This is a genomic window from Microbacterium meiriae, assembly GCF_040686935.1.
In the GTDB taxonomy this organism is placed as follows: Bacteria; Actinomycetota; Actinomycetes; order Actinomycetales; family Microbacteriaceae; genus Microbacterium; species Microbacterium meiriae.
Window position 1 is genome coordinate 124,113 of sequence record NZ_JBFBMF010000001.1, and the last position, 13,574, is coordinate 137,686.

Genomic DNA, 13,574 nt, shown 5'->3' on the forward strand with positions numbered 1-13,574 from the left:
CGACGATAGGCTGGCCGCGCAGCCCCCGTAGCCCAATGGCAGAGGCAGGCGACTTAAAATCGCTTCAGTCTGGGTTCGAGTCCCAGCGGGGGCACCCGTCACCGTCCGAGGATGTCGCCGATCCCGGGGATGCCGAGATCACCGAGCCGCTCCCCCCAACCGGTCGCCGCCTCGCCGAGCCCCGACACGGCCTCGCCGGCCGAGCCGAGGATCTCGTCGGCGCCGCCGGCCAGAGCATCGAGGTCGAGGCCGGAGGCCAGGGCCTCGAAGTCCACGCCGAGCCCCGCCGCCTGCTCCAGGAGCGGTGCGGCCACGGTGCTCACGACGGCGCCGCCGGCCACGACGCCCAGCATGCCGACCGCCGCGCCGCCCGCAGCGACCGCGGCCCCGCCCGCACCGCCGCCGCGGACACGGGAGAGGAGTCCGCGCAGACGGCCCGGTCGCATCGCCTCGGCCCGTCCGGCCGCGCGGGCGAGGTCGTCAGGGGAGGACGAGCGCGGCCGCTCTTCCGTGGGGAGCTCGGCCCGCATGCGGGCCTCGACGTGCTCCCGCTGCGTCGGCGTGAGGCGCGTGAAGGCCTCGCGATGGATCTGCTCGATCCGGTGGGGGTCGGCCGTCTGCAGGAGGTAGTCGTACCGGGCGATGGCCGCACGGTCCGCCGCGGCGACGTCGCGCCCGCCGGCGGCACCGGGGGCCGGCGGTGGGGCGTACGTGCCCGAGGTGGACGCTCGTGCGCCGCCGGGACGGGCGTCCGCAGCCGAGGAGGCGGCAGGAGGCGTGGTCGGGCGCTGCGGCTGGGGGTCCTGGGCTCGGACGGCGTCCACCGCGCCCCGGATCATCCCGCTCCAGTCCGTCGAGGGGCGAGTGCCGTCGCCGGCACGCGCACCGGGGCTTCCGCCCTTCGCGTCGATGGCATCGGTGGCGAGGCGGATCAGGCGGGAGAGCTTCGACATGGGGGTCCCTTCGTGGGACGGGCCGCCGTTCTCCGCGACGTCGGGCGACGACAAGGGTTCCGGGCAGCCCGCGATTCGGGTGCCAAGGTCTCCTCCACCCTCGCGGGCCAGCGGGCCGGGGCACGATGACATGCCCGTCATGACGACGTCGCTGCAGACGGGAGTACTCCCCTTGCCTTCGACACGCTAGCGAGGCGGCCTATGGATCGGCTCCATGCTCCGGCACGGGGAGGGAGCCGCCGAGGATCCCGGTCATCTCCTCATACAGCGTCTGGAACGCGTCGCGGAGCTCCGCAGCGCCATCCGGTCGCCCCGCGGCCGGTACCGCCTCCGGCAGCGTCCCGAGGGCGAGGGTCGCCGCCGCCTCCCGTGCCACCGCCGCGCCGAAGCCGTCGGACGGCCGCCCCCGATCCGATGCCAGGACGAGCTGGTCGCGCAGCACTCCCGCCACCCCGAGGAGCACGGCGGCCGCGCGCAGGTGGCTGCGAGCGACTTCCGTGCCGAGAAGGCGGTCGTGCATCATGCGTGCGAATCGGCGGGCATGCGGCGTCGGAACGTCTCGCCGCGCGCGAAGGCGCCAGCTGTCCGCCGCGCCCGGCACGGCCTCGTAGGAGAGCGGCTCTCCATCCCGCAGATGCACCACCGGGATCGAGGGCGGCGCGAGGACCGTCTCGCGCTGCCACCAGTCCGCGGGAGCGACCGCGGCGGGAAGGAAGGCGGTGCCCGGAGCGTGCGTCCCCGGCCGGTCGGGCTGCACGAGATCGGCGGTACTGGCGAGCAGAGCGAGGCCCCGTTCCCTCGCGAACCGATGCAGCAGCACTCCCGCAGGGGCGACCTCGCCGACCTGGAGGGAACGCGCGAACTCCGCGGCCTCGGGGAGCGGGAGCACCACGGCGACCGCCGACGGGTCGGGTCCGGGCGGCATGAGCCACGGGCGGCCGGAGAACGCCGCCACCCGGAGGGCGTGCGAGGCGTAGCCGTCTCCGGGGGTGAAGAGTCTCAGGGCCGCCCCGGGCCGTCCGGCGATCGCCTCGTGCACCTGCGCGATGAGACGCGGGTGCGGGCGCACCGCGGCGTCGAGTACCAGATGGTGGGTGGCTCGTCGTGTCCACGGCTGCCACGCCCCGGCCTCGGCGCCGACACCCGCCTCCGTGTTCGTGCGGCTGATGCGGACGAGCGCGCCGTCGAGCTGTTCCGCGAGCCGCTCCGCCCGCTCCTCGTCGCCCGCCGCCGTCCGGATCGACACACTGACGGTCGGCGACTCTCCCCCGTGCGCGCTCACCGGACCTCCTCCCAGCGTCGTCCGGGGGTGCGTGCACACGCCCTTCCCGAGCACCCTGCGAGCGTACAATGTGAGATGTTACGTCGCCAACTCTCGCCGCGCCGCGAACGGAAGAAGGCCCCGGCGCTCACGCGCTCAGGGCCTTCTCCTCAGAACAAGGTGGTCACTTCGCCGCAGCGGTCTCCGCGGAGTCCTTCGACGACGAGGCCGGAGCTTTCTTGGCTGCGGGCCGCTTGGCGGCCGGCTTCTTGATCTCTGCAGGCGTCTCCGCCGCGGGGGCAGCGGCCGGCTTCTCGGCGGCCGGAGCCTTCGCCGCCGGGGCACCAGACGCCGGAGCAGTGTCCGCGGGTGCGGCGGGACGCGGGCGGGCGGCGAACTCCTCGAAGACGTAGCGAGGGTTCTGCACCGTCTGCAGGTTCACGAGGTCGCGGCCCAGCCACAGGTTGTTCCACCAGCCCCAGAGCACGCGCCACTTGCGCTCCCACGTCGGCATCGCGAGGCCGTGGTAGCCGCGGTGCGCGAGCCAGGCGATGAAGCCCTTGAGCGCGATCTTGCCGGACTGGAAGACGCCGTTGTACAGACCGAGGCCCGCGACAGCGCCGAGGTTCTTGTGGAAGTACTCCTTGGGGCTCTCGCCGCGGAGCACGGCGACGACGTTCTTGGCCAGGAGCTTCGCCTGACGCACGGCGTGCTGGGCGTTCGGGACGCAGAAGCCGCCCACGCCGCCACCCGAGAGGTCGGGGACGGCCGAGACATCACCGGCGGCCCAGGCGCCCTCGACGAACGCCTCGGGCGTACCGACGCGGAGGTCGGCACGGGTCTGGATGCGACCGCGCTCCTCCACCGGCAGATCGCCGCCGCGCACGACGGTCGGGTTGGCCATGACACCGGCGGTCCAGACGATGACGTCCGTCGGGATGACCTCGCCGGTCGAGAGTTCGACGTTGCCGTCGATGGCACCGGTGACCTGTGTGTCGAGGTGGACGTTCGCGCCGCGCTTGGCGAGGTCCTTGAGAACCCACTCGCTCGTCTTCAGCGAGACCTCGGGCATGATGCGCCCCATGGCTTCGATGAGGTGGAAGTGCGTGTCCTCGAAGCTCAGCTGCGGGTACTTGCTCACCAGCGAGGAGGCGAGCGAGCGGAGCTCCGCGAAGACCTCGATACCCGCGAAGCCACCGCCGACGACGACGACGGTCAGCAGGCGGTCGCGCTCGGGGCCGGCCGGGAGGGAGGCGGCCTTGTCGAAGTTCGACATGACCTTGTCGCGGATCGCGACGGCCTCTTCGATCGTCTTGAGCCCGATGGCGTTGTCGGCGATGCCCGGGATCGGGAACGTGCGCGAGACGGCGCCCGCGGTGACGACGATCTGGTCGTACGCGAACTCGTACGGCTCGCCGACGGGCGGCGTGATGGTGGCCACCTTCTGCGCGTGGTTGATGTTCGTGACCTTGGCGGTGAGCACGTGCGTGCGCTTCAGGTGACGGCGGTGCGCGACGACCGAATGCCGGGCCTCGATCGATCCGGCGGCGACCTCGGGGAGGAACGGCTGGTACGTCATGTACGGCAGCGGGTCGACCATGGTCACGTCGGCCTCACCCTTGCGCAGGTGCTTCTCGAGCTTCCACGCGGTGTAGAAACCCGCGTACCCTCCGCCGACGATCAGGATCTTGGGCACAGTGCTGTTCTGAGGCACAGAAGAACTACTCCTCGGAGTCGGGATGGTGGCGTACGGGAACGCGCGCCGATCGGATGCGCCGGGCAGCTGCGGTGACGCCAAGCGCTACCAGGATACCAGGGACCGTGAGGGCGATGAGCGGCAGGGTACCGTAGCGCAGGGAATCGGCGCTGGGAAGCAGCGGTGAACCGGGCTCGGTCGGTGCATCCGCATCCGGCAGCGGCGGGATGTCCACGGGGGCGAGGGTGGGCTCGGGGGTCGGCGCGCTGTCCGCGCGGCGGAACAGCCGCACCCATTCGGCCAGGTCGCCCATCGGATTCTCGCTGACGGTCGGGATGTTCGCCGAGATCGCCGCGTCCGCGTCCACGAGCCCGAAACCGTACAGCGGGTCCCGAGGTTTCTGCGCGTCGGCCACCGGCATCGCCGTCTTGATGATGCGGTTGATGACGTCGTTGGCCGAGATGTCGGGATGCGCCGAGCGGATGAGTGCGGCGACACCGGCCACGATGGGGGCCGCGCCGCTGGTCCCGCTCCAGGAGACGACCTCGCCGTCCGCGGACACGCCGAGCAGGCCCTCGCTCGGCGCCGAGATGCCGATGGTGATGCCCTGGGTCGAGGCCTCGATGCTGGCCGTTCCGGTCTGGTCGACACCGCCGACCGTGAGCACGCCGGGGATCGTGGCGGGAGCGCCGATGATGTTCGTGCCGCTCCCCCGGTTGCCGGCCGCGACGACGACCACGACATCGTGCGCGAAGGCGTAGAGGAACGCGTCGTCCCAGCTCTCGTCCCAGTCGAGGGTGTTCGTCGTGAACGACAGGTTGATGATGTCGGCGCCGTGATCGACCGCCCATCGGATGCCCTTGGCCACCTGCTCGGTGAACGGCACGGCCGCCGCGGCGCCGAAGCCGACCGAGACCGAGAGCAGGTCCGCCTCCGGGGCGACGCCGATCATCCCGGTGCCGTCGGGCTTGCCTCGCCCGGCCGCGAGCGACGCGACCCAGGATCCGTGGTTGCCGTCCACCGCACCGAGGGGCGTGCGGCCGTCGGGGGTGCCGGCTCCGGACACGTCGGTGCCGCCGACGACCGCCTCGCCGAAGACCTGCGGCACCTTGCCGATGCCCGTGTCGATGACGGCGATGGTCACGCCCTCGCCGCGCGTGGTCTGCCAGGCCTCCCTGATGCCGGCGCCGTCCAGCCAGTACTCCGCCGCGCGGATCGGGTCGGCGGGGTCGTCGGCGACCGGCGGCGGCGTGGGGGTCGGCGTGGCGGTCGACCCGAGGAGCAGGACGGATGCCGCCACCGCCACGAGGGCGACGGCGCCGCGCAGCACCCGCCGCCGCGTCATGCCGAGCGTGCCGGATCGTCGCGGAGGGCGGCGCCGGGCTCCTCGCAGCGGCACACCTCGGGAGACCAGGAGCTGCGGGCGAGCGCGGCGTCGCCGATCGGGTTCACACCGGCACCCGCCGCCAGGGCGTGCCCGGCGAGAGCGTGCAGGCACTTCACCCGCGTGGGCATGCCTCCGGCAGAGATCCCGTCGATCTCGGGCACCTCGCCGAACTGCGCCCGGTCCGCGAGATAGGCCTCGTGCGCCGCCTGATAGGCCGCGGCCACGGTCTCATCCTCGGCGAGCAGCCCCGCCAGCTCGGGCATGACCTGGTTCGCCTCGAGCGTGGACATCGCCGCCGTCGCGGCCGGGTGCGTCAGGTAGTAGAAGGTGGGGAACGGCGTGCCGTCCGGCAGGCGCGGAGTGGTGGCCACCACCGTCGGGTTGCCGCACCGGCAACGGGCCGCGATGCCGACGACTCCGCGGGCGGGCCGCCCGAGCTGGGTCGACACGACGGCGAGCTCGGCGGAAGTGGGCGCGGGGAACGGCGGAGTGGTCACCCCACCAGCGTAGGGGAGCCGTCCGGGAGGATGCTCGGAGCCGGACCCTCAGCCGGCGGTGGCGGCGGTGTCGCTCAGTCCCGCGGAGACGAGGGTGCGCAGCAGCTGCGGCATCCAGTCGGCCGGCTTCTCCTCGAGCGTGTCGCTCACCGGCTCCTGCTCCCGCGGGAGGGCGGAAGGATCGAGGTCGTTGTCGATGAGGTACACGACCTCGCCCGGCTTGACGTAGTAGAGCCGCTCACGGGCCTGCGTCGTGATGTACGCGGGGTCGTCCCACCGCTCCCGCTCCGCGGTCAGCGCCGCGATCTCGTCTTCGCTCACCTGCACGGACTGCTCCAGCGCGGCGATCTTCTGCCGCTGGTCGATGAAGGTCCCGAGGGTGGGGACGAGCACCCAGGCGCCCAGCACGACGAGGGACAGCATGATCACCGAGAACGCGGACAGCCGGATGCCGGATGCCCACTCGCGCACGTCCACGCGTGGCGCGGTCGTGGCCGCGTCGCGGGGCCGTCGCGACCTGGACGATGTGGGGCGGGCAGGGGCCGCCCCGGGAGACGGCGAAGGAGGAGCCGGTCGTCGTGCCACGGCTCCTCCTTCGTCTCTGCCGCCTTCCGGGCGGCGCGGTCGTGCCGCGGAAGCGGCGTCGCTGTCTCGGGCGCTCAGGCCTGGTAGCGCGGGAAGGCCGAGCGGCCGGCGAAGACCGCCGCGTCGCCCAGCTCCTCCTCGATGCGCAGCAGCTGGTTGTACTTCGCGACGCGCTCGCTGCGCGCCGGGGCGCCCGCCTTGATCTGGCCGGCGTTCGTCGCGACCACGAGGTCGGCGATCGTCGTGTCCTCGGTCTCACCCGAACGGTGCGAGAGCATGGCGGTGTAGCCCGAGCGCTGCGCGAGGCTGACCGCGTCGAACGTCTCGGTGAGCGTGCCGATCTGGTTGACCTTCACCAGGAGCGAGTTGGCGACGCCGCGCGTGATGCCGTCGGCCAGACGCTGCGGGTTCGTGACGAACAGGTCGTCGCCGACGAGCTGCACCTTCGAGCCCAGGGCGTCGGTGAGGTGCTTCCAGTTGTCCCAGTCGTCCTCCGCGAGGGCGTCCTCGATCGTGACGATCGGGAAGTCGTTGACGAGACCGACGTAGTACTCGGTGAGCGCCTCGGCGTCCCAGTCCTTGTTGTCGAGACGGTAGACGCCGTCGGTGAAGAACTCGGTGGCAGCGACGTCGAGGCCGAGCGCGATGTCGGTGCCGGGGGTGAAGCCCGCCTTCTCGATCGCCTTGACGAGGAAGTCGAGGCCCTCGCGGTTGCTGGGCAGGTCGGGGGCGAAGCCGCCCTCGTCGCCGAGACCGGTCGCGTAGCCCGCGGCCTTCAGCTCGGCACGCAGCACGTGGTAGGTCTCCACGCCCCAGCGCAGCGACTCGGAGTAGGTCTCCGCGCCGATGGGCGCGAGGAAGAACTCCTGCATGTCGATGCCGTTGTCGGCGTGCTCTGCGCCGTTGATGACGTTGAACAGCGGCACGGGCAGCACGTGCGCGTTGGGACCGCCGAGGTAGCGGAACAGCGGCAGGTCGGCGGAGTCGGCGGCCGCCTTGGCCACGGCGAGGCTCACGCCGAGGATGGCGTTGGCGCCGACGCGCTTCTTGTTGTCCGTGCCGTCGACCTCGATGAGGATCTCGTCGACGATGCGCTGCTCGCTCGCCTCCACGCCCTCGATGGCCGGGCCGAGCTCGTCGATGACGGCCTCGACGGCCTTGAGCACGCCCTTGCCCGAGTAGCGGCTCTTGTCGCCGTCGCGCAGCTCGTATGCCTCGAAGGCGCCGGTCGAGGCGCCGGAGGGGACGGCCGCGCGCTGCACGATGCCGTCGTCGAGGAGCACCTCCACCTCGACGGTCGGGTTTCCGCGCGAGTCGAGAATCTCGCGTGCGCCTACAGCCTCGATCAGTGCCACTGATGTGCTCCTTGTTCAGGATGGAAGGGTGTGTGGAGCGTCGTCGATCCGCGCCCAGTCTATCCCCGGCATCGGACGGCTCCCGGAGACGAGGCGGGGCGATGCGCCGGAGTCACACGACGAGGGCGAGCGCGATGCCGTCCCACCCCTTGATCCCGACCGTCTGCAGCGCCGTGGCGTCGAAGCGCGGGTCTTCCCCCAGCATCCGCAGGCCCGCACGGGTGCCGTTGACCTTGGAGTCGGTCGAGTCGTCACGGACGATCTCGCCGTCGCGGCCGATGTTGTCGAGCACGACCACGGTGCCGGGGTGACCGAGCTTCGCGGCCCAGTCCAGGTAGACGGTGTTCGACTCCTTGTCGGCGTCGATGAAGACCAGGTCGAAGGCTCCGGTGAGGGTCGGGAGCACGTCGGCTCCGCGCCCGATCCGGATGTCGACCCGATCCCCCACCCCGGCGGCATCGATGCTCGCGCGGGCGACGGCGGCGTTGTCGGCCTCCGCCTCGATCGTCACCACCAGCCCCTCCGGTCCGACCGCTCGCGCCATCCAGATCGTCGAGTAGCCGCCGAGGGTGCCGATCTCCAGCACGCGGCGCGCACCGCTCATCCTCACGAGGAGGTTCAGCAGCTTTCCCGCGACCGGGGCGACCTCGATCTCGGGGAGCCCCGCGGCCCGCTGCGCCTCGAGCGTCGCCTCCAGCGCCGGGTCCGTGCCCACGAGCGTGTCGGCGAGGAAGGTGTCGGCGCGGGCCCAGGCGGCGGGAGTGGATTCCATGTGCTCAGCCAACCCCCGGCGCCGGTCGGCCGTCAAGCGTCGGCGGGGCCGGAGGGGTCCGCGGCGCGGCGAGCTCCGGCTGACGGCGGAACTGCCCGGTGAGCGCCAGGACGAGGGCCACGACGGCGGCGACGATCCAGCCCGCCACGCCGAGCGGCCCGGCCAGGGCGAGGTCGGGCTGCACGGCGGCGACGATCATGATCATGCCCGCGGCGGCGTTGAGGGATCCATGCGCGACGACCGCCGGCCACAGTGAGCCGGAGCGCAGCCGGAGCCAGCCGAACAGCACCCCCCACGCCACGCAGCCGCCGATCATGAACAGCACGCCGGTGACGTCCGTCCGGCCGAAGTTGTAGCCGAGCAGGATGACGGGGCTGTGCCACAGCCCCCAGATCGCTCCGGTGAGCAGGAGCGCCGGCCAGGTGCCGAGCGGACGAAGCGCCGGGAGCAGCCAGCCGCGCCACCCGAGCTCCTCCCCGAAGGCGAGCACGCTGTTCACGAGGGCGCCGACGGGGATCGCCGCGAGCTGCGCGAACACGACCACGCCGACCGGCGGCACCGGCGTCCCCGGGGGAAGAGCCTGGGCGAGCTGATCCGCGAAGGCCGAGAAGGTGAGGTCGAGCCGCACCCACCCGAGCACGGCCGCGAGGAGGATGCCGAGGGCGACGAGCACCGGCGGCACGAGCCAGGCCGCGACCAGCAGCCCGACGACGCGCTTCGCGGGCCGCAGCGGCCACAGCCCGAGGAAGCGCGCGCGGACGCCCTTCTCCGGTACGCCCGTAGTGAGCATGACGACGAGCACCGCGGCCGCCGGGGTGAACATCATCACGGGAAGGATCGCCCCCGCGAAGGGCTCGGCGAGTCCGTCGCCGAGCCAGAGGGGCAGGCAGACGAGAGCGGCGAGCCCGCAGGCCGTGAGGGTGAAGATGAGGACGGCGCGCCACGGGACGCGCGTCGGTGTCGTGGTGGTCATCGCTCCGTCCTCTCCGTCTCCCCGGAGACTGCAGACCCCGCAGACCGGTCCACGTACGTCTGCAGGAGCGCTGCCGCCTCCTCCGCGCCGTCGATCGTGATGACGAAGGGACCGTGGTCGCGGCGATGCACCTCGATCGCCGGACCCTGCCGCATCACGATCCCGCTGCGGCCGTCCGGGGCGAGACGCCAGCCCCAGCCGCCGAACTCTCCGAAGGGCGAGATGCGCACGGCCCGGACCGAGACGATCTCCGCCACCGGGATGGTCGTGCGAGGCCACCCACTCACGGCGCGGGCGTCGATGCCGTCCGGCGTGACACGCACCCGGAACGACGTGGTCGCCGCCAGCGCGAATCCGACGACGAGCGCCACCAGGGCCGAGACCCAGGCCATCGGGGTTCGGGTGACGACCATGATCACGGCGAGCGCCACGAGCCCGAGCAGCACGAGCAGCAGGAAGACGAGAGCACCGGTGGGCATGGTCGTCGTCCCCACCCACACGACGCGCTCCCCCTCGCCGACCCGCACGTCGTGTCGCGGCGTGAGGGCGGCGCCGGGGATCGCACGGACGCGCGGCTGCACGAACCACGCCATCGCGCCCACGCCGAGGAGGGCCGCGAAGGCCAGCCCCATCACCCCCGCGATGCCAGGGACGTCACCGGCGGGCGGCAGGTCGCGCTGGATCGCGAGGGAACCCAGGCAGATCACGGCCGCGAACGCCGACATGCCGGCTGCGGTCGCCCCGAGCAGCCGGGCGGTGGCGCCCCAGTGCGCCCCGACGGCGACGAGCGTCGTGATGGTCAGGAGCACCGGGATGCCGAGACCGACCCCGAGCAGCACCCAGAGGTAGGTGGTTGCCGGGCCGAACCCGTCCGCCCCGTCGACGCCCCAGTGGATCGCGACGCCGGCGGGGAACGACGGGAGCCAGCTCGTCAGCACGAGAGCGGAGATCGCGACGATGAGCACGGGGAGGACCGACGCCACGAGGACGAAGGCCCGTCGCGCGCGGCGCAGGGGGGCCGGAGGGGTGCGAGTGGGGTCAGGCGTCGTCATCGGGGGCCTCCTGGGGAGTCGCGGCGGGGGTGGGCGGTTCAGCTTCTGCGCGGTGCGTGCGGACGATTCCGGCGAGAGTGTCGGCGGAGACCCCCAGGGTGGCGGCCCGTCGGATCAGCCCGTCGATCTCGTGCGAGAGCTCGGCGAGGGGCGCGGCGGAGGCGGCGATCACGGCGCCCCTGCCCCGCCGGAGGTCGACCAGGCCCTCGTCGCGCAGGCGCTGGTAGGCGTGCAGGACGGTGTGCTGGTTGATGTCGAGCGCGGCCGCCACGTCGCGGGCGGCCGGCAGACGATCGCCGGGCGCGAGGGCGCCGGAGAGGATGTCCGCGCGCACCGAAGCGGCCACCTGGTCGTAGAGCGCGTGCGGACTGTCGACATCGACGCGGATGAGCATGGCGCCTCCCTTCTCTAGTTATTCTATGTGAACTAGAACAACTGTGCCAACCCTCCAGTCGTCTTCGTCGCAGCCGCGCGTATCCTCCACACTGACCTCATGCGCATCACGCCCCGCCGCCTCGCCCTCGGCATGAGCCTCTGGATCCCCAACCTGTGCAGCGGCATCCGTGTCCGCCGGTTCAGCGACGACTGGACGCGCGCGACCGTGGAGCTGCACGTGAACCTCCTCACCCGCAACTATGTGAAGACCGCGTTCGGCGGGTCGATGTCGGCGATGACCGATCCCTACTTCTTCATGCTCGTCATGCACCAGCTCGGGCGGGACTACGTCGTATGGGACACGCGCGGCGAGATCGAGTTCCTCAAGCCGGGGCGTGGGGTGCTGACCGCGGAGTTCGAGGTGACGCGGGAGAAGGCCGAGGAGTTGCGACAGCGTGCCCACGGCGGGGCCAAAGTGCTCGAGTGGTTCGAGACCGTCATCACCGATCGCCACGGGGACGTCGTGGCGAAGGTGCGCCGCGAGGTCTACATCCGCGAGAAGAAGCGCGTCACCGCAGCGCGGGGATGACCCGTCACCCGCCGTTCACCCCGGCGTGGGACGATGACCGGATGCCCCTCGCCCGCCGCCTGACGCTGCCGGACGCCGTAGCGATCGGCCTCGGATCGATGATCGGCGCCGGCGTGTTCGCGGTCTGGGGTCCGGCCGTCGACGTCGCCGGAAACGCGACGCTCGTCGCCCTCGCGATCGCCGCCGCGGTCGCCTACGCGAACGCCACCGCCTCCGCGCAGCTCGCCGCTGTGCACCCGGTCGCCGGCGGCACGTACGCCTATGCGCGGGCGGAGATCGGACCGTGGTGGGGCTTCGTCGCCGGATGGAGCTTCGTGATCGGCAAGATCGCGAGCTGCGCCGCCATGGCCATGACCTTCGCCGCCTACGCCGCGCCGGCGGGATGGCAGACCCCCGTCGCCGTGATCGCCGTCGCCGCCCTCGCGGTCGTGAACTGCCTGGGCGTGACCCGGACGGCGCTGGCGACCCGCATCCTCGTGGCGTGCTCCCTCCTCGGGCTCGCGGTCGTGGTGGCGGTCGGCTTCGGCGCCGCGCCGACCGCCTCGCCCGCACCACTGCCTGACGCGACCGTCTACGGGGTGCTGCAGGGCGCCGGGCTGCTCTTCTTCGCCTTCGCGGGCTACGCCCGGATCGCGACGATGGGTGAGGAGGTGGTGGACCCCGCGCGGACGATCCCGCGCGCGATCGTGCTCGCTCTCGGCGGTGCCGTCGTCGTCTACGCGCTCGTGGGCCTCGTGGTGCTCCTCGTCCTCGGCGGCGACGCGCGGGGAGCGGCCGCGCCCCTGGCCGACGTCCTCACCGCGGCCGGCTGGTCGGCGTTCGCCCCCGTGGTGCGGATCGCCGCGGCGGCCGCCTCCCTCGGCGCTCTGCTCGCCCTGCTCACCGGCATCGGCCGCACGACGCTCGCCATGGCGCGGGAAGGCGATCTCCCTCGGGTCCTCGCCCGTATCGACGACCGGAACCAGGTGCCGCGCCGCGCCGAGATCACCCTCGCCGTCATCGTGATCGGGCTGGTGCTCGTGGGAGACCTCCGGGAGGTGATCGGGTTCTCGTCCTTCGGCGTGCTGCTGTACTACCTCATCGCGAACGCCGCCGCGTTCCGCCAGCAGGGGGCCGCCCGACGCTACCCGCGGATGCTGCAGGTGGGAGGAGCGCTCGGCTGTCTCGTGCTGGTGAGCACGCTCCCCGTCCTCGCCTCGCTCCTCGGCACAGGCGTCGTGCTGCTCGGCATCGCCGGACGGGCCGTGCGGATGCGGTGGCCGCAGCGCGGGCGGCCCTGATCGGTCTCAGCCGGAGACACCCGCGCGATAGTCGCGGGGTGGCAGACCGAGGACGGCCGCGAAGTCGCGCGTGAGATGGGCGTGGTCGGCGTACCCCAGCGCGGCGGCGAGCGACGTCAGATCCGTCTCCGGCTCCTCGCGGAGACGCTGTGCCGCCTCCTGCAACCGGCGGCGGCGGATGATCGCGCCCGGCGAGAGCCCGACGGTGCGGTGCGTGAGCCGCTGCAGCGTGCGCACCGAGACCGCGAGTCGGGTCGCCGCCTCCTCCGGAGTCAGCGCCGCCCCCTCCCCCAGCAGCACGTCGAGCATCGCGTTGGCCTGCCGCCCCACCGCGCCGACCGGGCCGACGCGCTGAGACAGCCACGCGGAGAAGACCGCGACGGCGCGCTCCCGTCGCCCGGGCTGTGACCGCATCGCCGCCGTCACCCCCTCGTGCAGATCGGGCGCGTCGAAGGACCGCTCCGCGTCGACCAGACCCGGCGCGTCGTCGGTGAGGGCCACGACGGCCGCCGGGCGCAGGAGAGCGCCGACAGCCCACCCCGACCCCCGCAGCTCCCTGGTCGACGCCCGTGTCGTGGCGCCCGAGATCGACACGCCCTCGGGGGCGACGACGAGGTTGACGGCCGGATACGAGACGATCTCCTGCCGGGACACCTCGCCCTCCGGGAGGCTCCACTCCGGGATCCAGAACCAGGCGACGAGCGCCGCGGCATCTGCCGGCGGGGGCAGCCGATGGAACGCGGGCAGCCGCGCGGGGTAGAGCACTCCGCGCGTCCGGTCCACCATGGCCCCCAGCGTA

General features: G+C 72.6%; 14 protein-coding genes and 1 tRNA gene. 3 read left to right on the forward strand and 12 right to left on the reverse strand.

Features of this window, described 5'->3' with window-relative positions; all coding sequences use genetic code 11:
* Nucleotides 1-21 precede the first annotated feature (21 nt).
* Nucleotides 22-94: transfer RNA gene (locus AB0P08_RS00600), tRNA-Leu, on the forward strand.
* Nucleotides 95-98: 4 nt separating this feature from the next.
* Here AB0P08_RS00600 and AB0P08_RS00605 read toward each other — a convergent pair.
* The 11 genes from AB0P08_RS00605 to AB0P08_RS00655 form a co-directional block, all read right to left on the reverse strand.
* Nucleotides 99-953: a cation-transporting ATPase gene (locus tag AB0P08_RS00605; protein WP_363587454.1), complete on the reverse strand. Its 855-nt coding sequence runs from the start codon at nucleotides 951-953 to the stop codon at nucleotides 99-101.
* A 199-nt stretch (nucleotides 954-1,152) separates the two neighbouring features.
* Nucleotides 1,153-2,235: a hypothetical protein gene (locus AB0P08_RS00610; RefSeq protein WP_363587456.1), complete on the reverse strand. Its 1,083-nt coding sequence runs from the start codon at nucleotides 2,233-2,235 to the stop codon at nucleotides 1,153-1,155.
* Nucleotides 2,236-2,398: 163 nt separating this feature from the next.
* A complete protein-coding gene (locus tag AB0P08_RS00615; RefSeq protein ID WP_259952145.1) occupies nucleotides 2,399-3,910 on the reverse strand; it encodes an NAD(P)/FAD-dependent oxidoreductase in 1,512 nt (503 codons plus the stop codon).
* 25 nt (nucleotides 3,911-3,935) lie between these two features.
* The gene (locus tag AB0P08_RS00620; protein ID WP_363587459.1) at nucleotides 3,936-5,255 is read right to left on the reverse strand and encodes a S8 family serine peptidase; all 1,320 of its coding nucleotides are present in this window, start codon (nucleotides 5,253-5,255) and stop codon (nucleotides 3,936-3,938) included.
* The gene (locus AB0P08_RS00625; protein ID WP_187663580.1) at nucleotides 5,252-5,794 is read right to left on the reverse strand and encodes a DUF501 domain-containing protein; all 543 of its coding nucleotides are present in this window, start codon (nucleotides 5,792-5,794) and stop codon (nucleotides 5,252-5,254) included. The genes AB0P08_RS00620 and AB0P08_RS00625 overlap by 4 nt, the downstream gene beginning before the upstream one ends.
* 48 nt (nucleotides 5,795-5,842) lie before the next feature.
* Nucleotides 5,843-6,271 carry an FtsB family cell division protein gene (locus AB0P08_RS00630; RefSeq protein ID WP_259952142.1) on the reverse strand — a complete coding sequence of 143 codons (429 nt, stop codon included), beginning with the start codon at nucleotides 6,269-6,271 and terminating at the stop codon, nucleotides 5,843-5,845.
* A gap of 182 nt (nucleotides 6,272-6,453) precedes the next feature.
* Complete coding sequence (gene eno, locus AB0P08_RS00635; RefSeq protein WP_363587461.1) at nucleotides 6,454-7,734, reverse strand: phosphopyruvate hydratase; 1,281 nt, start codon at nucleotides 7,732-7,734, stop codon at nucleotides 6,454-6,456.
* A gap of 112 nt (nucleotides 7,735-7,846) precedes the next feature.
* Entirely contained in the window at nucleotides 7,847-8,506 is a 660-nt protein-coding gene (locus tag AB0P08_RS00640; RefSeq protein WP_336501141.1) for an O-methyltransferase, read from the reverse strand.
* 4 nt (nucleotides 8,507-8,510) lie between these two features.
* Nucleotides 8,511-9,479 carry a CPBP family intramembrane glutamic endopeptidase gene (locus AB0P08_RS00645; RefSeq protein WP_363587463.1) on the reverse strand — a complete coding sequence of 323 codons (969 nt, stop codon included), beginning with the start codon at nucleotides 9,477-9,479 and terminating at the stop codon, nucleotides 8,511-8,513.
* Nucleotides 9,476-10,531 carry a DUF1648 domain-containing protein gene (locus tag AB0P08_RS00650; protein ID WP_363587465.1) on the reverse strand — a complete coding sequence of 352 codons (1,056 nt, stop codon included), beginning with the start codon at nucleotides 10,529-10,531 and terminating at the stop codon, nucleotides 9,476-9,478. Before AB0P08_RS00650 ends, AB0P08_RS00645 begins: the two co-directional genes overlap by 4 nt.
* Nucleotides 10,518-10,925, reverse strand: coding sequence for a GntR family transcriptional regulator (locus tag AB0P08_RS00655; protein ID WP_363587467.1), 408 nt, complete (start codon nucleotides 10,923-10,925; stop codon nucleotides 10,518-10,520). Before AB0P08_RS00655 ends, AB0P08_RS00650 begins: the two co-directional genes overlap by 14 nt.
* A 99-nt stretch (nucleotides 10,926-11,024) precedes the next feature.
* Between AB0P08_RS00655 and AB0P08_RS00660 the strand changes: the two genes are divergently transcribed.
* On the forward strand, nucleotides 11,025-11,495 hold the full coding sequence (locus tag AB0P08_RS00660) for a PaaI family thioesterase (protein WP_187663573.1): 471 nt from the start codon (nucleotides 11,025-11,027) through the stop codon (nucleotides 11,493-11,495).
* Nucleotides 11,492-12,775 (forward strand): APC family permease, encoded by a 1,284-nt coding sequence (locus AB0P08_RS00665; RefSeq protein ID WP_363587469.1) that lies wholly within the window; start codon nucleotides 11,492-11,494, stop codon nucleotides 12,773-12,775. Before AB0P08_RS00660 ends, AB0P08_RS00665 begins: the two co-directional genes overlap by 4 nt.
* A gap of 6 nt (nucleotides 12,776-12,781) precedes the next feature.
* On the opposite strand, the gene AB0P08_RS00670 is transcribed toward AB0P08_RS00665, so the two are convergent.
* On the reverse strand, nucleotides 12,782-13,561 hold the full coding sequence (locus AB0P08_RS00670) for an AraC family transcriptional regulator (RefSeq protein ID WP_363587471.1): 780 nt from the start codon (nucleotides 13,559-13,561) through the stop codon (nucleotides 12,782-12,784).
* Nucleotides 13,562-13,574: the final 13 nt, after the last annotated feature.

What these genes read in the sequence shown, in the direction of transcription:
- AB0P08_RS00670 (WP_363587471.1), bottom strand. Translation starts at nt 13,561, where the DNA reads ATGGTGGACCGGACGCGCGGAGTGCTCTACCCCGCGCGGCTGCCCGCG.
- AB0P08_RS00645 (WP_363587463.1), bottom strand. Translation starts at nt 9,479, where the DNA reads ATGACCACCACGACACCGACGCGCGTCCCGTGGCGCGCCGTCCTCATC.
- AB0P08_RS00665 (WP_363587469.1), top strand. Translation starts at nt 11,492, where the DNA reads ATGACCCGTCACCCGCCGTTCACCCCGGCGTGGGACGATGACCGGATG.
- AB0P08_RS00660 (WP_187663573.1), top strand. Translation starts at nt 11,025, where the DNA reads ATGCGCATCACGCCCCGCCGCCTCGCCCTCGGCATGAGCCTCTGGATC.
- AB0P08_RS00605 (WP_363587454.1), bottom strand. Translation starts at nt 953, where the DNA reads ATGTCGAAGCTCTCCCGCCTGATCCGCCTCGCCACCGATGCCATCGAC.
- AB0P08_RS00650 (WP_363587465.1), bottom strand. Translation starts at nt 10,531, where the DNA reads ATGACGACGCCTGACCCCACTCGCACCCCTCCGGCCCCCCTGCGCCGC.
- AB0P08_RS00620 (WP_363587459.1), bottom strand. Translation starts at nt 5,255, where the DNA reads ATGACGCGGCGGCGGGTGCTGCGCGGCGCCGTCGCCCTCGTGGCGGTG.
- AB0P08_RS00640 (WP_336501141.1), bottom strand. Translation starts at nt 8,506, where the DNA reads ATGGAATCCACTCCCGCCGCCTGGGCCCGCGCCGACACCTTCCTCGCC.
- AB0P08_RS00655 (WP_363587467.1), bottom strand. Translation starts at nt 10,925, where the DNA reads ATGCTCATCCGCGTCGATGTCGACAGTCCGCACGCGCTCTACGACCAG.